Genomic DNA, 20,491 nt, shown 5'->3' on the forward strand with positions numbered 1-20,491 from the left:
ATTAGTTCTCCCCCTTTACCAGAAGCAGCAGAATTTCATCAATGGATACCTGATCCACCGTAATCCCGCTGTATTGTTGCCCGAAGCCTCTTCTGTCCTTCACCAGCACATCGGTCTGATGCTCCTTCACCCGGTAAGCCAGCCTGTCACCTTCAGCAATACGCCGGAACTGGTCGCTGGTGCAGCGGGCCACGCCGTAGTCATAGATCAGCTCATCTTTCATCGCAGTCAGAATGATCTTCCCTTGATGAATAAAGGTAATATAATCGGCGATCTTCTCCAGATCGCTTGTGATATGGGAAGACATCAGTATGGCGTGATGCTCGTCCTCAACGAACTCCAGGAATACCTCCAGAATCTCCTCTCTGGTTACCGGGTCCAGCCCTGAGGTAGCCTCATCCAGAATCAGCAGCTTGGGATGGTGCGACATGGCGGCGGCTATGGCAAGCTTCATCGTCATGCCCCGGGAGAATTCCTTGATCTTCCTATTCATGGGCAGAGCGAACTTGTCCGTAAGCCTCACATAGAGCTCCTGATCCCATTGCCGGTAGATTCCGCGCATCACCTTAGCAAGCTTGCCGGGGGTCAATATCGTCGAGAAATTAGCTGAATCAAGCACAACCCCGATGTCTTCGCGTAAAGCAGTATCCCTATCCGTCATCTCCTGGCCTAACAGCCGGATCGTCCCGCTGCCCTTATGAACCGTGTTCAGAATAGATTTGATTGTTGTCGTCTTCCCTGCTCCATTCTCACCCACGAACCCCATAATGGTTCCGCTGGGAATTGCTAATGATACATTGTCCAGCATAAAGCCGGAGTCGGCATATGACTTGGTCAGTCCGGTGATTTCCAAACTAAGATTCATGGTTTCCCTCCGTATACAAGATAGTGAGCATATCTACTATCTGTTCTAGTGTGATTCCGCCTGCACGGGCGAGCTCGGCTGCTGCGATGAGATGCTCCTCCACTTGCTTCTGCTGCTCTTCCTGAAACAGGGCCTGGCTCACGGCGGAAACGAAGCTCCCCCGGCCAACCGTAGTCTCAATGAAGCCGTCTCGCTGTAAATCCTCATACGCCTTCTGTACGGTGATGACACTGACTTGAATGGATTTGGCCAAGGCACGCATCGAAGGTATGGGATCTCCTGCCTGAAGCTCTCCGCTCATAATCTTGCCTTTGATCTGCGAGGTGATCTGCTCATAAATGGGCTTGTTCCTGTTACTACTGATGATGATCTCCACACGCTGCCTCCTTGCGTGAACAGTGTACTTATTGTACCAGTACAATATATCAGATCTACAGGTATTTGTAAATCTTTATCAAAAAAAAGAGCTAACCCGTCTCGGGTCAGCCCTGTCAACTTACTGGTCTACGTTAGAAAACTGCACTTGAATGGACACTACCTCCGAGCGCGACCCGATGCGGATCGGCGGACCCCAGAAGCCATAGCCTGAAGACACGATGGTATGAAGCTGCCCCTTCTGCAGATAGCCCCAGTCATTCTCGAACACTCTGGAAGTGATCAGGTTGGCTGGCGCGATCTGCCCGCGGTGGGTATGGCCGGAGACCATCAGATCTACACCCTGCTCCTGCGCAATCCCGAACTCCACCGGCTGATGCTCCAGCATGAACACCGGCTTGGAATGATCTATGTCCTTGGTCAGATCAGCCAGCTTGGCCCGCTCCTTATCGCTGTAGTCCTTCCGTCCAATCAGCGTCAGCCAGCCGCCCACCTCGACGTCTTCATCATAGAGCACCTGCATCCCGCTCTCCTTCAGCAGGCTGATGATCTCCTCCGTCCCGCCCTTGAACCGGTCATGATTCCCCAGGGAAGCATACACTCCGAGCGGAGCTTCAAGCTTCGCCAGCACAGCGCCGAGTCCCTTCTCCTTATACGGCCTGACATCATCATCCACGATATCGCCCGGGAGCAATATTAGATCGGGGTGCAAGGCGTTAATCTCCTGTACCATCCGCTCCGCATGGCGTTTGCCGGATAAATACCCGAAATGCATATCCGAAGCCATCACGATATGAAGCTTACCGCTGGCCGGACCCGGCTTGTCAATCTGTACCTCGTAGGAACGCACAACCGGGCTGTATGCATTATAGCTTCCATACCCGAGCAGGCTCACCAGCGCAACCAGCGTTAGAATACCGGACCACTTCTGAACGGCACGGCGTGGCAGCCTGACCAGCTTCGTGAGCCAGACCATAAGGTGCACTAGCGGCAGCAGCATGAGCAGCAGGCTGAATACGGCCAGCCAGTAACTGCCAATGACGCTTAAGACCGCTGACCCCGCCACCACTCTGGAGAGGATCAGCGAGCTGGCCAGGAAGATCAGCGCAATGATGTAGAACAGCCTGAACCGTCCGGAGACGACCGGCTTGATCCAGCCCCAGCCGCTCCAGCCAATATAGAAGACAATTAACGCGTATAAAGCAATGAATACTAGCCCAATGATGATAAACATGTTAACCACCTTATCTAATTTTCGGATAACATATTATCTCATGGCACCTTGGTCTTTTCCACTATAGGGACAGCCGGGCTTATTTAAGCTTATCAACCACTGCCTCTGCTGACAGCTTCCCGGAGGTCAATGCCCAGGCATTATTGGCGCCAGAGGGGGAGTCATCTCCCATGACACCGCCAACAACCTCGCCTGCTGCATAGAGTCCGGAGATAATCTGGCTGCTCGTGTTCAGGACTTCAAAGTCCGCATTCACAACCAGTCCCCCCATGGTTGTAGCGAAACGCGGTTTCTGCTCTACCAGATAATAAGGGCCTGATCCAATGGTTTCCTTCATGTAATCCGCTGAACGCCCGAAGTCCTCATCCTTGCCAACCTTAACGAAGCCGTTATAGCGGTTGATGGTGTTCTGCAGCGTACCAGCATCCATTCCGGCAGCCGTTGCCAGCGCTTCAGCCGTCTCGGCATGGAAGAAATACGGCTTAGATGAACCATTGTTCTTCAGCCATGTCTCAATATCACCCTGTGAGATTCCTGCTTCGCCCAGACTGGTCTTGAACACATCGAAGGTTGCCTGATCCATCAGCAAGTATAGCATCTGATTCTGTTGCGTAAGTTCCACTTCCAGAATGCTGCGATTACTGGATTTCTCATTCACTACTCTATCTCCGGCACTATTCACCAGAATTCCGCTCTTTTTGAATGCAGCGATATTGCCGACAATGGTAGATTTCGCAATTCCCTCAGATACCTCAACTCCATTGGGGTAACGTTTCCCGTACTCCATCAGGCGGGTTGCGGCATCGATGCCTTCACCCTTGGCCATTACAATTCCATCTCCAGTCGAGGAGGTCGGACCATAGTATAGAGCGGTCTTTAACTGATCGGAGAGCAGGTCTTTATTATTACCATAACCTCCGGTAGCCATAATCACTGCCTTAGCTGTAATATTGTAGGTCTTCCCGGTGCCGTCTTTGGCAACGACACCTGTAACAGCTCCGCTATCATCTGTAACCAGCTTATCTGCTCTGGTCTCCAGGTACAGTTCCACACCCGACTCTTCGACCTTCTGGCGGGCCTGCTTGGCGAATCCGGGTCCGCCTTGATCGTAGGCAAGCTCCCGGTCATGACTGTACTCTGCCAGCTTATGCAGTCCGCCTGCCATATCGTATTTAATCCCCACATATTGATTCAGCCAGTCGGTAGTCTGCCCGACGTTGGCTGCGAACAGCTTCAATAACTCGGCAACGTTCTTATTGCCCCCGTTGGCAAGGAAATCCGTCACGATGCTGTCGGCACTGTCATCGGTAACTCCAGCATCTTGCTGAAGCTTGGAGAGTCCAACCACCTGATTGCCGCCGCTAATCGAGATGGCCCCGCCGATGTAAGTCATTTTCTCCAGCAGGATGGTCTTCAGTCCAAGCTCATCTGCACGCAGGGAAGCGGACATGCCTGCTGCTCCGCCGCCGATGACGACTACATCTGTCGTCAAGTCCTCTACCTCGGTCGATTCCACTTTCTTCACATCATTGTTCAGAACCAGCGGATCTACACCGGCTTGGGTTACGCAATCGGCGACGGCGGCCAGGATCGCATCACTGGTGACGGTTGCCCCGGAGACGGCATCAATCTTCAAGGACTGGTTATCGACAATAGCCTTCGGAATCTTGGTAACGGATGCGTCACTGACCCCTTCGGTCTCCTTGAAATTCACTACCTTCACAGCGTCGATGGCATGCTCCGAGAAGGTAACTTCCACCTGCACCGCACCGTTTTTCCCGTCCGCAGATCCTGTATAGGTTCCGGCCTTATAGGTGATGCCCCCGGCATCTTTAGAACTATCTTCATTTTTTGTACCTGAACATCCTGCCACAGATAAGATCACCAATGACACCAACAGCATAACCGACAGCATCTTCTTTACATTCTTTTTTCTCATTTGTACTCCTTCTTGGAACCATTTTTGTTAATATATAAAGGTCGCGATACGCCACTATACTTCAGAACCCACTATACCTTCAGATAGGATGATCACTCATGACTATTGCACAGCTTCAATATTTTTTGACAATTCGTAAATACCTGAGCTTCTCCAACGCAGCGGATGAGCTGTGCATCACCCAATCCGCGATATCCAAACAGATCAAATCCCTGGAAGGCGAGCTGAACACCCTGCTGTTCGACCGAAGGACACGGACGATCAGCCTGACGCCTGCCGGAGAAGAGTTCGTATTATATGCCGAGAAGATTCTGGCCAATTACAATGAGATGATGTCGAACATGAAGAAGCATGAGCTGCTCGAAACAGGCCATATATCCATTGCAACCATTCCCGTGATGTCACAATATGGCATGACTTCAATCATAGCCGGGTTTACAGGAATGTATCCGCATATCAAATTGCATCTGATTGAAAAAGAAAATGATATCATTGTATCCATGCTCCACAATGGCGAGGTGGATGTAGCATTCATGCGCACTAACTATATTCCGGAGGGCATCGCTGAGGTTCATCCGCTGGTGGATGACTTCTTAGTGCTGGTAGTCTCCAAGGATCATCCCCTGGCAGATCAAGCCTCCGTGGAGCTGGCCCGGGTGCAGACCGACAAATTCATTCTGCTGAACTCGGTTTCGGGTATTTATACTACCTGTGTGGAAGAGTGCCGCAAGGCCGGCTTCACGCCTGAGGTACTCTTCACCAACAGCCGGATTGAGACCATTATGGAGCTCGTCGCCGAGAATCTCGGCGTAACCCTGCTGATGAATCAGGTTGCCCGTTATGTGGATCATCCCAAGCTTAGCATCGTGCCGCTGGCCGATCCGGTTCTTAGCTCGTTTGCCATGGTGAATCCCAAGAATAAACAGAATACAGACAGCGTCACGGCATTTATGGACTATGTAATTCAATCATCATCCTGAACTTGTATTGTAACAAATTTCACATTCTTCTTCGGAAATAAAATGTACCTAAGGCGCCAAGGTATGATTACATTCTAAACGCGCCGTCGCCATACAAACAATTCCAATATAGAAAGCATCTATTCCATTATGGAAAATAACCTGACCTGAAACGGTTCCCTGGAGGATTTCATCATGGCAAAACCTTTCTTTCCGCGGCTGGAGGGAAACAGCCGGGGCTGCTTGACCTTTGAGCCTTTTTTCCTGATTCCCTACAGCATGTTCTCTACCTATGCCACCCTGTACATGTATGAGCTTGGATTGACCGAGCTGAACATCGGCTGGATAACAACCATCGGACTCTTAGTACAGGTATTCTCCTCTTTGCTCAGCGGATACTTAACAGACCGGCTAGGACGCAAAAGAGCTATTCTGTACTTTGACCTGCTTAGCTGGAGCCTCGCCACCTTGTTATGGGCCTTCTCACAGAACCTGTGGTTTTTCGCCGCAGCTGCAGTGATTAACGGCTTCCAGCGTGTGCCGCATATCGCCTTTTACTGCCTGATAGTTGAAGATACCCGACCCTCTGACCGGACCTATGTATTCACATTACTGCAGATCATCGGGGTGATCGGAGGCCTGTTCGCACCGCTGGGCGGTCTGCTTGTCCACCAGTATGGAATGGTCACGGGCATGAGAATCATGTACGTGCTGGGCTTCCTCTTCATGACCTTCCAGTTCGTGGGCCGTCATCTGACTACCCGGGAGACCGAGGCAGGCATCCGCAAAAGGCAGGAGACCCGGGAGCTCGGCCTTAGAGAGAGTATGATTGAATACGGCGGCGCCTTCCGTGATTTGGGGGCTGAGCGCAATCTGCTGCTGATCTTCGGCGTATACATTCTGTTCAACTTCCAGGCTACGCTGAAAAGCACCTACCTGTACCTCTATCTGGCAGATTACATCCAGCTGGACAGCGGCATCCTGTCTATGTTTCCGGCGGTGTCCTCTGTCATCATGCTGCTGACCCTGTGGCTCTTGATGCCCAGAATCCCGGATCAGAGCGAAAGCCGAGCCATGATGGCAGGCTTCGGTTTATCTGCTCTGTCGAATGCCATGCTGGTTCTATACCCATCAGCGAGCTTCATCTGGATCGGGCTGAGCACCATTCTGGCAGCCGTAGGCCTGATGATCAGCTCTCCTTATCTGGAGGCAGCCGTGCAGAACGCCATTGATGATGAGAAGCGGGCCAAGGTGTTCTCCATGCTGTCGGTCCTGATCCTGGTATTCACCGCACCTGCGGGTATTATCGGAGGCTGGGCATACAAGCTCGACCCGAGAATTCCGCTGTGGCTGGTAACCGCAGCGTTCGTTGCCTCGTATGTGCTTCTGCACCTGTACCGCAGACAGACGGCATACAAAGACACTGTTCCGCAGCAAGCTCAGCAGTAAGCAAACAGGGATGCCCCTCGGACCAATTACGGCCGTTGGGCATCCCTGTTTGTGCTTTTATACTAATCTATGATGAGGATGAATCGGTCTTCACCTGTTCCTGCTCCTTTTCCAGCGCCTCCTTGAGATCATCCTGGACGCGGCGGCTCCAGAGCGGAACACCGGAGCGGTAAGCCGCCCGGCCGGTCAGATGAGCGGAGAGCGGAGAAGTCATGAATACGAACACGATTCCGAGCAGCAGCTTCGCACTGATGAAATCGAGGAAGAAGGCGAAATAGAGGAATGCGCCGCTGAGTACACAGAGCACACCGAGCGTAGCACTTTTGGCGGCGGCATGTGATCTTAAGTAGACATCGGGCAAGCGGATCAGACCTACAGAGCTGACTGCGCTAAGCAAGGCTCCGGTCAGAATCAGCAAGACAAACACATACTCAATGACCGTCTTGATCAGGTCCATGTTCAAACACCACCCCCCTTTCGATATATCTGGCCAAGGCCATCGTCCCGATAAAAGAGAGGATTCCAATCAGCAGAATATATTCTATATAGGCTTGCGTCTTGAACAGGACCGAGAGGACGGCGACCATCGCCAGCAGATTGATACCGATGGTATCGAGTGCGGCTACCCGGTCAGGCAGTGACGGCCCCTTGACCAGCCTCCAGGCACAGATAGCAATGGAGATGACCATGATCGACAGCGCCACCATAAGAATCGATTGAATCATGAACGGGTCACCTCCAGAATCGCGCGTTCAAAGGTATTACGGATATTCGCATCGAACTGCTTCACATCCTGTATGTCCATGGCATGAATGTATAAGGTCCGGTTGTCTTTGGACACCTCCAGCACGACGGAACCCGGCGTAAGGCAGAGCATAGTAATCAGCACCGCCACCTCCCAGTCCGATTCCAGCTCCGTATGGTACATCAGGATAGCCGGGCGAATATTGAGATTCGGGCGAAGAACCGCCTTCACCACTACATAACTGGATGCCACCAGCTCCCGCAGCAGCAAGGCCACCAGCTTCAGAATCGCCCATATTTTGCCCAGATATAGCCGTCCGTCGAAGAAGCGCCGCATAACCACCAGCACGGCCACCCCCAGCACATAACCGATGATGAAGCCGGAGGCCGTCCAGTCATTATTCAGGAACATCCACAGGAAGGCGATCATGAGATTCAATAATATTTGAAAGGCCATCTTCATCTACTCCTTATGACAGCATTAATGTACGCTGCCGGATCAGCGAGGACTGCGCCGGCCTGCCCCACATAGCCGTTCACCCACTCGGCGCCGATGCCCATCAGGATGACGAGCACAAACAGCGCCGCAGCCGGTACCATCATAGCTTTGTAGCGCAGAGGACGGATTTCTTCATCGCTCTTCTCGCCTCCCCAGAATACCTGCTGGAAGACTTTGATCAGCGAATACAAGACGACGAAGCTAGAAGCCAGAGCGATAAGCGCAAGCGCGGTATGCTGCTCTCCGAAGCCGCTGCGGACCATCATGACCTTCCCGGCAAAACCGCTCAGCGGAGGGACGCCGACCAGCGCCAGCGTCAGGACGAAGAACATCCAGCCCGTCCACGGATACCGGCGGATCAGACCGCCCATCATCCTCAGCTGCTCCGTCCCCGAAGCTGCGACAATCAGCCCGCCCAGGAAGAACAGCAGTGCCTTGGCAACCATATCGTGCATCAGATAGAATACGACCCCGCTCAGCGAATCCTGGGTAGCCACAGAGATACCGAAAGCGATGAAGCCTACACTGATGACAATATTATAATTAAAGATCCGGCTTAGATCATTATAGGCGAGTGCCCCTATGGCTCCAAGAATCATAGTGGCCCCTGCCATCCAGCCGATCAGCGAATGGGTCAGGCCCATATCATGGACAAAAATCAGTGAGAACGTTCTGGTGATGGCATACAGCCCCACCTTGGTAAGCAGTGCGCCGAACAATGCCCTTACCGCCTGCGGAGGAGCACTGTACGAATCCGGCAGCCAGAAGAATAGCAGCAGGCCTGCTTTGAGCGAGAACACCAGCAGCAGGAGTACGGCAATCACATTCATGACTCCGCCCTGCCCGGCCTCTCCCACACGGATGGCCAGATGAGCCATATTAAGCGTGCCTGTCGCCGCGTACAGATAAGCAATCGCCGCTACGAACAAGGTGGAGGAAATTACGTTGACAAGGATATACTTGAGCGTCTCCCGCAGCTGTATCCGGGTTCCACCCAGAACAATCATGGCGTAGGAGGCAACCAGCAGCACCTCGAAGCAGACAAACAGGTTGAACAGGTCACCCGTCAGGAACGAGCCGAACACACCGGTGAGCAGGAAATGGAAGAATGTATAGTAGTAGAACCGCTCCCGCTCCTCACCGATGCTTGCGAAAGAGAAGAACAGGCAAGCTGCCCCTACCACCGCAGCCGTCAAGACGAGCAGCGCTGCGAACATATCAGCTACGAAGACAATGCCGTAAGGCGGAATCCAGCCTCCCATATACAGCGTCTGAATCCCATCCGTATGGACCTGGTATATAATGATAAGCGCTACTGCGATGTTCACCAGTACACTGATGGCACTGAGGATACGCTGCAGCTTAATTCGTTCCTTGAGAAAAATCAGGATAACCGCCGTAAAGGCCGGGATCAGCAAAGGAAGTACGAGCAGGTTGTTCATGGTCTCTCCCCCTTGCTTCCTTCCACATCATCCGTACCCGCCGAGCGGTAAGCCCGGTAGGCCAGAACGATGAAGAACGCGGATACCCCAAAGCTGATTACAATGGAAGTCAGGATAAGCGCCTGCGGCAGCGGATCGACATAACTGTCCGCCTTCTCGCCAAGCAGAGGTGAAGCGCCCGTCTTCAGGCCCGCCATCGTCAGCAGCAGCAGATGAACGCCGTGAGTCAGCAGCGTCGTCCCGAGCAGGATGCGGAGCAGACTTTTGGACAGGACCAGATAGACACCTACGGTAAACAAGACACCGATCGCCAGGGCAATAAGGATCTCCATTAGTTATCCCTCCCGATCGTAAAGATAATATTCATCGTGACACCAATCACCGAGAGGTAGACTCCGAGATCGAACAGCATCGCCGTGGTTAGCTCCGTCTTGCCCATGACCGGCAGTTCAAAGTAACCGAAGGCCTGGGTCAGGAACGGAGCATCGAAGACAAAGGAACCGATTCCGGTGAGAAAAGCGATCATAATCCCGACTGCGATTAACTTGCGGTAATCGACCGGCAGCACCTTCTCCACAAACTCCGTACCGAAGGCAATCGCGATCAGCACCAGCGCCGCAGCAGCCATCAAGGCTCCGATAAAGCCGCCGCCCGGCTGATTATGACCCGCGAAGAACAAATACAGGGAGAACGTGATGATGATCACGAAGGCTACCTTTGCCACAGATTGCAGCAATACATCATTGCTGCGGGTATAGCGGCGCGTGCTCTCCTCCGGTTTGTTTCTGGTCAGAACAGGCGTATGATCCTGCTCCAGCTGCAGCTTGATCATCGAGTAGATGGCCAGCGACGCCAGACCCAGCACCGTAATTTCGAACATGGTATCGAAGCCGCGGAAGTCCACCAGCAGCACATTGACAATGTTCTTGCCGCCGCCAAGCTTGTAACTATTCTCCACATAGTAGGTTGAGATAGACTCGAACGGACTGCTGCCTAGCGCGGCCAGCGCCACCAGCGTCATCGTGATCCCGAAGCCTAAGGCGATGATCAGCCTCGGCACCTTGACCCGCAGCTTGACCTTCTCCCGCTTCAGCTTCGGCAGATGCCGGAAGCAGAGCAGGAACAGCGTGACCGAGACCACCTCAACAATCATCTGGGTGAGGGCCAGATCGGGTGCGCGGAACAGGATGAACAATAGCGTCACCATGTAACCGACCATTCCGGTAAGCAGAATCGCCGAGACTCTGGACTTCGCGAATGGTATGGCGAGCGCACCGGTCAGCAGGACCAGTACGGCAACAACTTCAAAGAAGGTGACTGGAGCGTAGCTCCCCTGGCCAAACGTAATGCCCTCCGAATACAGCATAGTACCGCCTACTACGGCGATAATCAGGGTGAAAATATACATCAGATAATGACGCATCGAACCGGTCATGTATAGCCCTGTCACCGCACGGGACAGTCCCTCCACGAGCCGGATACTCCCGTCATATACCTGTGTCAGCGTGAGGCCGCTGCGCCATTCCTTATCCACAAGGCTGAACCGGCCATATACGCGGTATACGATAATCCCGAGGAGGATCACGCCCAGCGTCATCCAGACCTCGGCGGTGAATCCGTGCCAGAAATAGATGTTGACGTAAAAAGGCGAGCTGGCTGCAAGCTCCGGATGAATGGCATTCATCCCCGGCACGATCAGTGTCTTGGACAGGATGTTGGGGAAGAAGCCGGTGATCACGGCCAGCAGTGCCAGAATTACTGGCGGAAGCAGAAGGCCGAAGGGCGCTTCATGCGGTTTTTTGTCCAGCTTCTCCGGCTGATATTTCCCGAAGAAGGTATGGAAGACCATAATCATGCTGTATGCAAAGGTAAATATGCTTGCAATCCACGCCAGCACCGGGAATATGGTAAAGAAGGCCCCGGGGCTGAAGATATCCAGCTGTCTGATATTCAGCACAGCCGTGAAGAACATTTCCTTGCTCAGGAATCCGGCAAACGGCGGAAGACCCGCCATTGAGAAGCTGCCGATCAGCGCTAATGTGAAGGTTACCGGCATCAGAGACACCAGCCCCCCCAGCTTGCGCAGATCACGGGTATTCGTCTCATGGTCGACAATTCCGACCACCATGAAGAGCGAACCTTTGAATATGGCATGATTAATTAAATGAAAGAGTGCTGCCGTTGTTGCGGCGGTATAGAATACAGCCTGTTCCCCTGTATAAAAGGAAGCTGCCGATCCCATGCCGAGTAATCCCATAATCAGACCGAGCTGGCTGATTGTAGAATAAGCTAACAGAGCCTTCAGGTCCGTCTGCTTCATCGCCTGGATCGATCCATAGATCAAGGTGATCAGGCCGACGCCCGACACTATCCAAAACCACTCATGTTGCCCCGCAAACACCGGGCTGAACCGTGCTACCAGATATAAACCGGCTTTGACCATGGTTGCTGAATGCAGATACGCACTGACCGGAGTCGGCGCTTCCATTGCATCAGGCAGCCAGATGTGGAACGGAAACTGGGCCGATTTGGTGAAGGCACCCAGCAGAATAAGCAGCATTGCGGGGATGAAAAGCGTTTGTCCGCTGATGTCGCCCACCTGGCTCCAGATCTCGCGGATGCTGAAGGTACCTGTCATCACATACAGCATCAGGAAGCCTGCGAACATCGCCAGACCGCCGAAGACAGTGATCAGCATCGACTTTTGCGCGCCGTAGCGTGATTTCTGTCTCCGGTGCCAGTAGGCAATCAGAAGGAAGGATGAGACACTCGTAAGCTCCCAGAATCCGTATAACACCATCAGGTTATCGGATAGGACGACTCCCAGCATAGCTCCCATGAACAGCAGCAGATACACATAGAATGGAGTCAGCTCTTCCTTGCGTTTGTCCAGATAAAAGATGGAATAGATAAAGACCAGGGTGCCCATTCCCGTGATTAACAAGGCGAACAGCAGGCTTAATCCATCCAGATGGAAGACCAGATCAATCCCAAGGGAAGGAATCCATGACAATGTCTCATATCCGAGATCCCCTCCCTTGATGACCGGAATACGGGTAAAGAAGTAGATAAATAACATCAGCGGTGCGGCCAGTACAAGCCATCCTCTATGGAGCTTGCGTACCCTCGCGCGTAGAAGCGCTATCATCAGGGCCATAAGAAACGGAACAAGAACGGTTATATGCAGCAAAGGCAAGCCTCCTTTTCCCTTCAGTGGTATAGGTTGTGAACACTGGTACTTACTTCCTGACAACAAGACCGGTTATAGCGGATCGGCCAAGTTCCCTTCACAGATATGCAAATATCTTGCTTTACCATCTTGCTCAATTTTGAACAAGCCATTCTCAAACTCGGTGTGCAATTCGTGGAAGTATTTCCCTTTAATGAAGTCTGTACCTTCCGGCTCATCGCTGAGCTGATACATTCCCTCGTTCTTCACCAAATAAGCGGTTACCCCTTCTTCATGGGTCTCTTCAAGACCGGCGCGCATACGCTGAACTGCAACTACATGCAGATCCATCATCTTCATCTTGCTGATCAGTTCATTGACGAAGTTGCGTTTAGTCAGCTCCTGCCATAAGGTCTGGGCCGATTGCCCGATGATAACCTGAGTGACTTCATGTTCTTCTGCCGCTTCAACGATCACATCCGTTGTCTTGCGGCCGCGGCGCTTGCGCACCATGAATTCAGCACCGGCTTCTTCAGCCAGACGCTTCCAGACCGCCATATACATTTCTTTGCTTTGATTATATTCATCACTGTCTGAACTATCCACATTGAGCACATACAGCGGTGCCCCGATCAACTCGGATAACTGCACTCCACGCCGGATCAAACGCTCGCCATGCGGGCCGTAATGAACACATACCATAATCTTTTCCTTGTGAATGACTTTCGCCCTCCTGTTAACATGGGCCGGAAATACAAAAGGAGCCTAATGGCGTTAGGCCCCTTTCTGTTGTTTCAAACCCTGAAAGTTATACCTAAATTATATCTATTCCGATGCTGTTTGTAAAGTTTACGGACAAGACTTGGACAAAACAGAAGCATTTGTTCCCTGCGGCTGCTCGTTCCGTCTGCTCTCTTACTCTTCTTCATTCCGTGCCCACGATTCTCGCTGAATGCCAGGCCTCCAGAATAGAGAACGGCGCTTTGCTGCTGGCAGAACCGCTGCCTTCTTTCGTCCACAGCGGCGGGTAATAGCCCATCACTTGGCCCGGTTCAAGCTGCTGGATCTCCTCTTCCCAGCCCTCCCAGCGGAATGTTTCGTAGAACAGATCCAGGTCCCCTTCTGCCAGCCAGCCGATGAAGCCCGAATAGGTTAGCTCCGTTGTCTCCCACTTCAGGACATCCGGGGCATAATAATAGATATGACCCGTCTGCCCGAACCGCCCCGTATCCAGGCCGAAGAAGCCGCCGGCCGCATCATAGGCCGCAATTAGAATTCCCGGCAGGGGAGGAATATTGTCCGCTGTAGACAGGCCATTCCATGAGGTCAGGCTTCCGAAGATGCCTTCGGCTCCCGCGCCAAGCAGCGTAATCCAGCCATGCTCGAACACGATTCCTCCTGTCTCGTAGGCTATCGCTCCCAGATAGGATTTCGTGCTGACCTGCAAGCGGACCAGCGTCTGTACTGCGTGTTCCGCTTCTGCCGCCTCCAGCCGGTAGGTGCGCGATCCCTGACTCAGCAGCTCCCTGATCTCTTCCCAGGCGTGGTTCTCCACATCTACCAATTCTGCTACAGATAATAAGTGCATATGCTTCCGCCTCTCTCAATGCTTTATGCTGTTTCCAATATTTATATATACCCTATTCAGTGGGAACTGCAATCCTGAATTGACCAGAGGTTTATTAACATTCTGCCGCATATAGCTGGCATATTATGTGAGGTTCATAGAATTTCTTAATGACTATGCCAAAAATAATTGATTGGCAAATTGATGTCAGGTTTTATAGAATTCTTTTAAATTCTAATTAATACGGGATAGCCCGAATTACAATCAGACAGGGAGTGCTTGCCAAAGTGTCCATCGTTCCTACACTAACGTCAGAAGTATCAAATGAGGCTGTGCAATACGTGCAGCGGATCTATGCAGAGGTCCAGAAGCGCGACCCGCATGAGCCAGAATTTCACCAGGCTGTCCAGGAATTCCTGGAGAGTATCACCCCCGTTCTGACCCGCCACCCGCAGTATATGAAGCACGGGATTCTCGAGCGGCTGGTTGAGCCTGAGCGCAGCATCTCCTTCCGTGTCCCTTGGGTGGACGATGCCGGTAATACCCAGGTTAACCGCGGCTTCCGCATTCAATTCAACAGTTCCATCGGTCCCTACAAAGGCGGCCTGCGCTTCCACCCTTCCGTCTATCTCGGAATTATCAAGTTTCTGGGCTTCGAGCAGATTTTCAAAAACTCGCTGACCGGCCTGCCCATGGGCGGCGGCAAGGGCGGCAGCGACTTCGATCCCAAGGATAAATCGGATCAAGAGGTTATGCGCTTCACCCAGAGCTTCATGACGGAATTGTACCGCCACATTGGACACGATACAGATGTTCCTGCAGGGGATATCGGTGTAGGCGCGCGCGAGATCGGCTATATGTTCGGCCAATACAAACGGATTCACGGCGGGCATGCTGCTGGGGTTCTTACCGGAAAAGGCCTGCTCTATGGCGGCAGTCTGGCACGCAAGGAAGCTACCGGTTATGGCTGTGTATACTTCGTGCAAGAGATGCTGTCATCGAACGGAGCAAGCTTCAAGGACAGCAAGGTGGTCATCTCCGGTTCCGGGAATGTCTCCATCTATGCTATTGAGAAGGCTCAGCAGCTGGGAGCCCACGTGATTGCCTGCAGTGATTCGAACGGTTACATTCATGATCCTCAGGGCATCAATCTGGCTACCGTCAAAAGACTGAAGGAAACAGAGCGCCTGCGCATCAGCGAATATGTGAAGGAGCACCCGCATGCCGAGTATGTTGAGGGCTGTAGCGGAATCTGGAGCCTGCCTTGCGACATCGCTCTGCCGTGTGCCACGCAGAACGAGCTGGATTTGGAATCCGCCCGGACGCTGATTCTGAACGGAGTTAAGGCCATCGGTGAAGGTGCCAATATGCCGACCACTCTCCAAGCGGTGGAGCTGTTCCTGGAGAACCAGGTGCTGTTTGCTCCAGCCAAGGCCGCCAATGCCGGCGGCGTAGCGGTCTCGGGCCTGGAGATGAGCCAGAACAGCATGCGTCTGTCCTGGACCTTCGAAGAGGTGGACGAGAAGCTGCAAGTCATTATGAAAAATATCTACAGCAGCACCGTTCAGGCAGCAGAGGATTACGGCGTCGCCGGTAACCTGGTTGCCGGCGCCAACATCGCCGGGTTCCTGAAGGTTGCCGATACCATGCTGGCGCAGGGTATCGTGTAACCTGTTATAGACTAATTGATACAAGAAGAGGTGTCCCTGAGCCATTCGGCTGGGGACACCTCTTCTTTAGGTTTAGAAAATGAATGGTTGGTGATCCTGTGTGCTCGCTAATAATTAGGCTGAACGCACTCGGTTGGTCTTACGCGTACGAATGGCGAATTCAGATCCACTTGTGCTCCTCATTACTCTCCCTCAGCCGTACTCGGCCTCACCAACGGGATTTATCCCGCTCATTGTAACCTACAGCAGCTCGCGCCGCAGTTCTTCTGCCGATCTTGGGGACAGGTGGCCGAGCGGAATGTCGAATACCGTCTTAGCTCCTGTCTGGCCTTCCTGCTTCAGACGCACAGCAGCACGGGCATAGGCAGCCAGGACGCTGGCGGTGAATTCCGGGTTGCTGTCCAGCTTCAGCCCGAATTCGGCGATCTGCTTGCTTCCTCCTCCGGTCACTCCGCTGCGGATGACGAAGCCGCCATGCGGCATCCCTGAATGCTCAGCAGCAAGCTCCTCGTCCGTAATGAATTGAACCGTTGTGTCGTAATCGGCGAAATAGTTCGGCATCTCCACAATCGTCCGGGTAATGGCATCGCGGTCAGCTCCTGCTTCAGCCACTACGTAGCATTCCCGGCGGTGCTTCTCGCGGGTGGACAGCTGCGGGGTCTCGCCTCCGCGAATGCTGTCAATAACCTCCTGGACCGGCACGGTATATTGCACGCCTGCCTTGACACCGGGAACCCGGCGGATCGCATCTGAATGCCCCTGGCTGACTCCTGTACCCCAGAACGTATAATCTTCGCCTACCGGCAGGATGGACTGCATCAGCAGCCGGTTCATAGAGAACATGCCCGGGTCCCAGCCGGTGGAGATCACACTTACGCTGCCGCCTTCGCGGGCAGACTTGTCCACCGCAGCGAAGAAATCAGGGATTTTGGCATGAGTGTCAAAGCTGTCCACCGTATTGAATAACCGGGCCAGCTGCGGAGTCTGCTCCGGCAGATCTGTTGCGGAACCGCCGCACAGAATCATTACATCAATCTTGCCTATGTACTGCTCGGCGGCTGAGATGTGCTCGGTGCGCGTTCCTGTGATGTCTGTCAGCTGCTGCGGATCTCTGCGGGTGAATATGGCTACCAGCTCCATATCGGAGTTCTGCTCAATGGCCTGCTGTACCCCTTTACCCAAATTTCCGTATCCGACGATGCCTACTCTAATGGTTGATCTCATGTCTGTAATATCCTCCCTTGCCGGTTAACCCGGAGATATGAATCCTTCAAAAGTTAAGTATATATACATTACACGAAATGTAAATATTAAGTTGTACAGCCGCACCGCCAGATTATTGTCCCGTTCCCAGAAAGCTCTCCACAATGAATTTCAACTATGCCCACGCCATAGACTAACGCCCTGCATACATTAACCTAGTCAAAGCCATTTCCATGTATGCCAATATTAGCTCAAAAGGAGCTGGAAACCAGTGAACTCAGCAACGAAGCTTACCGGACGCGTCATCTACAAAGGTGATCCGGGTTATGAGGCCGCGCGCAAAAATTGGGACCCGCATACCGACCGATTCCCCAAAGTATTCGTGTTCGCCCAGAAGACTCAGGATGTAGCCAATGCTATCAAATGGGCCAACGAGCACCGGATTCCCATCCGGCCCAGAGGCGGCAGACATGCGCTGGAGGTCAATCTGTCCCAGGTGAACGGCGGAATCGTCATTGATGTCAGTGAAATGAACAGCATCAAGCTAAACAAAAAAACGGGGACAGCCGTCGTCGGAGCCGGAAATACAGTGGGGAGAATCGCCCATACGCTTGCCCGGAAGGGGTATATGGCGCCTTTCGGGGACAGTCCTACCGTGGGAATCGGCGGCATTACACTGGGCGGCGGCATCGGCCCGCTTCAGCGTACCCTTGGGCTCGTCAGCGATAATCTGGTGGAGCTTGAAATGGTCGATGCCAAGGGCAGAATTATTATTGCGAATAAGAAAAGTAATGCCGATCTGCTCTGGGCTTCCCGTGGCGGCGGCGGAGGCAATTTCGGCGTGTGCACCCGTTACAAATTCAAAGTACGCCCGGCTCCTGCCACAGCAACGGTATTCCGCATCACCTGGCCCTGGGGCCAGTTCGAGAAGGTCCTTAAGACCTGGCAGCGCTGGGCTCCCTCTGTGAATACCAGACTGGGCAGCGAATTATCCATCGGTCCCAAAAAAGGCGGAAATGTCAGCATGCTGGGACTATTCCTCGGATCTAAGGCTGAGGCTGTCCGCCTCTTGAAGCCCATTACAAATGTAGGAACCCCTACGATCCAAACGATCCGTTCCCTGCCTTATCCGCAAGTGGTCAGCTTCTTGTTAGCTCCCGATCCGGTACAGACTCAGCGCTTCAGCAACCAGTTCTCCAGCGCCTTCGCAAGGAAACCGTTCCCGGATCAGGCATTCAAGCCGATGCGTGAGTTCCTGGAGAAGGTGGAGGGGAAAGACGCCGGGTTCTTTTTCCTCAACTGGGGTGGGGCTGTAAGCCGTAAATCTCCTAAATCTACTGCCTTCTACTGGCGAAAGGCCAAATTCTACGTGGAGTGGAACAGCTCATGGATCAAGAAATCGGATGCCGCCAAAAATATATTCTACGTCCGCAACACCCGCCGCAAGCTGCAGCCGTTCATCGTGGGAAGCTACATCAACGTGCCTGACCAGGGCATCAAGCATTCCGGCCCGGTCTATTATGGAACGAACTATGCCAGATTGCGCAGAGTCAAGGCGAAATATGATCCCGGGAATGTGTTCAACAATCCGCAGAGTATCCCGCCAGCCCGCATCAAGAGCTGAGTTCGAATAAAAACGAGCAGGAGGCGTTTGCCGACCCTGCTCATTTTTTTGAAGCTATGCTATGCTTGGCTTACTGGCCTGAGTTCGCCAGGAATTCATCAATCTGACGCTGAACCTCTGCGATGATGGTGTCGATACCGGCTGCCTTAACCTGCTGCTGGAGCTTGGCCAGACCCGCGTCTACATCCTTCACCGTTCCGTATTCCAGCGGAATGCCGTATTGCAGCATGACATTGCCGACATTGGCCACTTCGGTCTTCACCTTGCTGTTGTCGAAGACGAAGGTCTCCAGCGGATAGTGATACACTTCACCTTCCCATTTGTCAGTCAGGGCGTTCGCTTCATCAGGGAAGGAAGCATTATCCCGGTTCAGCGGGGAGTTGAAGCCCCAGTTGGAGAAGCCGGTGTAGTTGGCATTCTTCTCGGCGTTCGTGAATTTATCTTCGCCGACCGGATTATAGTGTACAGCACTAATGCCGTTCATGATCAGATCATGCAGTTCCTTATCGTTCTGGAGCAGATCAATCATCATCAGCGCACGTTCCGGCTGCTTGGAGGTGGAGTGAATCGCTACACCGTTCTGGGTAGAGACGGCAACGGATTTTTTCTTATCCGGGTTAATATCGGCCAGAGCCAGCTCATACGGGGAGTTCTTCTCCCGCATATCGGTCATCAAGGCGCCAAGCGTACCCAGATTGTGGGTGATGGAAGCTGCCTTGCCGGCCTTGAATTCCTGCTGATGATCCAGCTTGCTGTTCAGTGCGCTCTTCGACCAGGCGTTGTTCTCGGCCAGATCTTTATAATAGTAGACAAGCTCCTTGAATTCAGGAGTCTCATATAAGTTGAATACCTTGCCGGCCGGATCATCCAGCTTGAAGCCCATCGGCAGATCGAGGTCGAACAGATTCCATTCGTTCTGCTGCTTGAGCAGGATCCGGTCCAGATTATGCAGCTTCCAGTCTCCGGTCTCCGGTACGAATGGGGTAACCCCCTTCTCTTTACCGGATATTGTCTTGAGATAGTTGGCGTACGCCTCCGGGCTGTTGATCTCCGGCAGATTATATTTTTTGCGCAGGTCTTCGCGGTACAGAATCAGCTTCTCCACGGTTTCGCCACGGTTCTGAGGCACCATATACAGCTTGCCGTTCACCTTCGCCTGACCCCAGGCTACCTCAGGCATCGCCTTCCAGGTCATCGGAGCATATTTCTCCAGCAGCTCGTTCGTCAGCTCCAGGAACCCGCCTTTGAGTGCCTGGTCGTTATAGCCTGCCCAGTTGGCGGCGTAGATCAGATCGAAGTCCTCGTTAGCCGCCAGCTTAAGCGGATATTTCTGCTCCCAGTCGGACCAGTCCAGGAATTCGGCTTCCAGTGTGGCGTTGATTTTCTCCTTGAGGTTCTTATTGATCTCTCCGAATACCTGATCGTAATCAACCGGCTTCGGACCTACGAAGATCATCTTCAAGGTAACAGGCTGGGATGTATCCACAGTGCCGGAATCTGCGGCGGGCTGATTGGTTCCGGCAGCTTCCGTTGCTGCAGCTGAGGCCTTCGGCTCCGCTGCGTTCCCTCCGGCATTGCCGTTGCCGCCTCCGCACGCGCTAAGCAGAGAGATCATCAGGATACTGGACATCAGTGTCATTGCTTTTTTCTTATTCACTAGAATCCCCCCCCAGCTATATGTGTGTAATCGCTTACAAGAACAGTATAATAAAAAATCCTCGCCCCGCTAATATAGGCATTCAACGATAACAC

Annotated in this window: 18 protein-coding genes; 4 read left to right on the forward strand and 14 right to left on the reverse strand. The window is 52.9% G+C overall.

What is annotated here, in order from left to right; all coding sequences use genetic code 11:
* Nucleotide 1 precedes the first annotated feature (1 nt).
* The 4 genes from MKY64_RS12600 to MKY64_RS12615 all read right to left on the reverse strand — a co-directional run bounded on the left by MKY64_RS12600 (nt 2) and on the right by MKY64_RS12615 (nt 4,413).
* Nucleotides 2-865 (reverse strand): ABC transporter ATP-binding protein, encoded by an 864-nt coding sequence (locus MKY64_RS12600; RefSeq protein ID WP_340953313.1) that lies wholly within the window; start codon nt 863-865, stop codon nt 2-4.
* A complete protein-coding gene (locus MKY64_RS12605; RefSeq protein WP_339314006.1) occupies nt 855-1,241 on the reverse strand; it encodes a GntR family transcriptional regulator in 387 nt (128 codons plus the stop codon). Before MKY64_RS12605 ends, MKY64_RS12600 begins: the two co-directional genes overlap by 11 nt.
* Nucleotides 1,242-1,361: 120 nt before the next feature.
* Nucleotides 1,362-2,474, reverse strand: coding sequence for a metallophosphoesterase (locus tag MKY64_RS12610; RefSeq protein WP_340953314.1), 1,113 nt, complete (start codon nt 2,472-2,474; stop codon nt 1,362-1,364).
* A 79-nt stretch (nt 2,475-2,553) separates the two neighbouring features.
* The gene (locus tag MKY64_RS12615) at nt 2,554-4,413 is read right to left on the reverse strand and encodes an FAD-dependent oxidoreductase (RefSeq protein ID WP_340953315.1); all 1,860 of its coding nucleotides are present in this window, start codon (nt 4,411-4,413) and stop codon (nt 2,554-2,556) included.
* Nucleotides 4,414-4,511: 98 nt separating this feature from the next.
* Between MKY64_RS12615 and MKY64_RS12620 the strand changes: the two genes are divergently transcribed.
* Both MKY64_RS12620 and MKY64_RS12625 read left to right on the forward strand, forming a co-directional pair.
* Complete coding sequence (locus MKY64_RS12620; RefSeq protein ID WP_340953316.1) at nt 4,512-5,393, forward strand: LysR family transcriptional regulator; 882 nt, start codon at nt 4,512-4,514, stop codon at nt 5,391-5,393.
* Between the two features lie 174 nt (nt 5,394-5,567).
* Nucleotides 5,568-6,821: an MFS transporter gene (locus MKY64_RS12625; protein WP_340953318.1), complete on the forward strand. Its 1,254-nt coding sequence runs from the start codon at nt 5,568-5,570 to the stop codon at nt 6,819-6,821.
* A 67-nt stretch (nt 6,822-6,888) separates the two neighbouring features.
* Here MKY64_RS12625 and mnhG read toward each other — a convergent pair whose 3' ends face one another.
* From mnhG to MKY64_RS12665, 8 genes are all read right to left on the reverse strand, one after another.
* Nucleotides 6,889-7,278 (reverse strand): monovalent cation/H(+) antiporter subunit G, encoded by a 390-nt coding sequence (gene mnhG, locus MKY64_RS12630; protein WP_076077665.1) that lies wholly within the window; start codon nt 7,276-7,278, stop codon nt 6,889-6,891.
* Entirely contained in the window at nt 7,253-7,546 is a 294-nt protein-coding gene (locus MKY64_RS12635; protein ID WP_209873390.1) for a Na(+)/H(+) antiporter subunit F1, read from the reverse strand. Before MKY64_RS12635 ends, mnhG begins: the two co-directional genes overlap by 26 nt.
* Nucleotides 7,543-8,022, reverse strand: coding sequence for a Na+/H+ antiporter subunit E (locus MKY64_RS12640; RefSeq protein WP_209873388.1), 480 nt, complete (start codon nt 8,020-8,022; stop codon nt 7,543-7,545). Before MKY64_RS12640 ends, MKY64_RS12635 begins: the two co-directional genes overlap by 4 nt.
* 2 nt (nt 8,023-8,024) lie before the next feature.
* Entirely contained in the window at nt 8,025-9,506 is a 1,482-nt protein-coding gene (locus MKY64_RS12645) for a Na+/H+ antiporter subunit D (RefSeq protein ID WP_340953320.1), read from the reverse strand.
* Nucleotides 9,503-9,838 carry a Na(+)/H(+) antiporter subunit C gene (locus tag MKY64_RS12650; RefSeq protein ID WP_036729053.1) on the reverse strand — a complete coding sequence of 112 codons (336 nt, stop codon included), beginning with the start codon at nt 9,836-9,838 and terminating at the stop codon, nt 9,503-9,505. The genes MKY64_RS12645 and MKY64_RS12650 overlap by 4 nt, the downstream gene beginning before the upstream one ends.
* Nucleotides 9,838-12,702, reverse strand: a complete 2,865-nt coding sequence (locus tag MKY64_RS12655) for a Na+/H+ antiporter subunit A (RefSeq protein WP_340953321.1) — start codon at nt 12,700-12,702, stop codon at nt 9,838-9,840. The genes MKY64_RS12650 and MKY64_RS12655 overlap by 1 nt, the downstream gene beginning before the upstream one ends.
* A gap of 66 nt (nt 12,703-12,768) precedes the next feature.
* The gene (locus tag MKY64_RS12660) at nt 12,769-13,377 is read right to left on the reverse strand and encodes a hypothetical protein (RefSeq protein ID WP_076077653.1); all 609 of its coding nucleotides are present in this window, start codon (nt 13,375-13,377) and stop codon (nt 12,769-12,771) included.
* Nucleotides 13,378-13,600: 223 nt separating this feature from the next.
* The gene (locus MKY64_RS12665) at nt 13,601-14,263 is read right to left on the reverse strand and encodes a DUF2625 family protein (protein WP_340953323.1); all 663 of its coding nucleotides are present in this window, start codon (nt 14,261-14,263) and stop codon (nt 13,601-13,603) included.
* A gap of 272 nt (nt 14,264-14,535) precedes the next feature.
* On the opposite strand from MKY64_RS12665, the gene gdhA reads away from it, so the two are divergent.
* Nucleotides 14,536-15,912: an NADP-specific glutamate dehydrogenase gene (gene gdhA, locus MKY64_RS12670; RefSeq protein WP_340958070.1), complete on the forward strand. Its 1,377-nt coding sequence runs from the start codon at nt 14,536-14,538 to the stop codon at nt 15,910-15,912.
* Between the two features lie 240 nt (nt 15,913-16,152).
* On the opposite strand, the gene MKY64_RS12675 is transcribed toward gdhA, so the two are convergent.
* Complete coding sequence (locus MKY64_RS12675; RefSeq protein WP_340953324.1) at nt 16,153-17,136, reverse strand: diaminopimelate dehydrogenase; 984 nt, start codon at nt 17,134-17,136, stop codon at nt 16,153-16,155.
* A 250-nt stretch (nt 17,137-17,386) separates the two neighbouring features.
* On the opposite strand from MKY64_RS12675, the gene MKY64_RS12680 reads away from it, so the two are divergent.
* Nucleotides 17,387-18,739 carry an FAD-binding oxidoreductase gene (locus MKY64_RS12680; RefSeq protein ID WP_340953325.1) on the forward strand — a complete coding sequence of 451 codons (1,353 nt, stop codon included), beginning with the start codon at nt 17,387-17,389 and terminating at the stop codon, nt 18,737-18,739.
* Between the two features lie 70 nt (nt 18,740-18,809).
* On the opposite strand, the gene MKY64_RS12685 is transcribed toward MKY64_RS12680, so the two are convergent.
* Entirely contained in the window at nt 18,810-20,396 is a 1,587-nt protein-coding gene (locus MKY64_RS12685) for an ABC transporter substrate-binding protein (RefSeq protein ID WP_340953326.1), read from the reverse strand.
* Nucleotides 20,397-20,491 lie beyond the last annotated feature (95 nt).

This window comes from Paenibacillus sp. FSL R7-0210, from assembly GCF_038009085.1.
In the GTDB taxonomy this organism is placed as follows: Bacteria; Bacillota; Bacilli; order Paenibacillales; family Paenibacillaceae; genus Paenibacillus_AQ; species Paenibacillus_AQ silagei.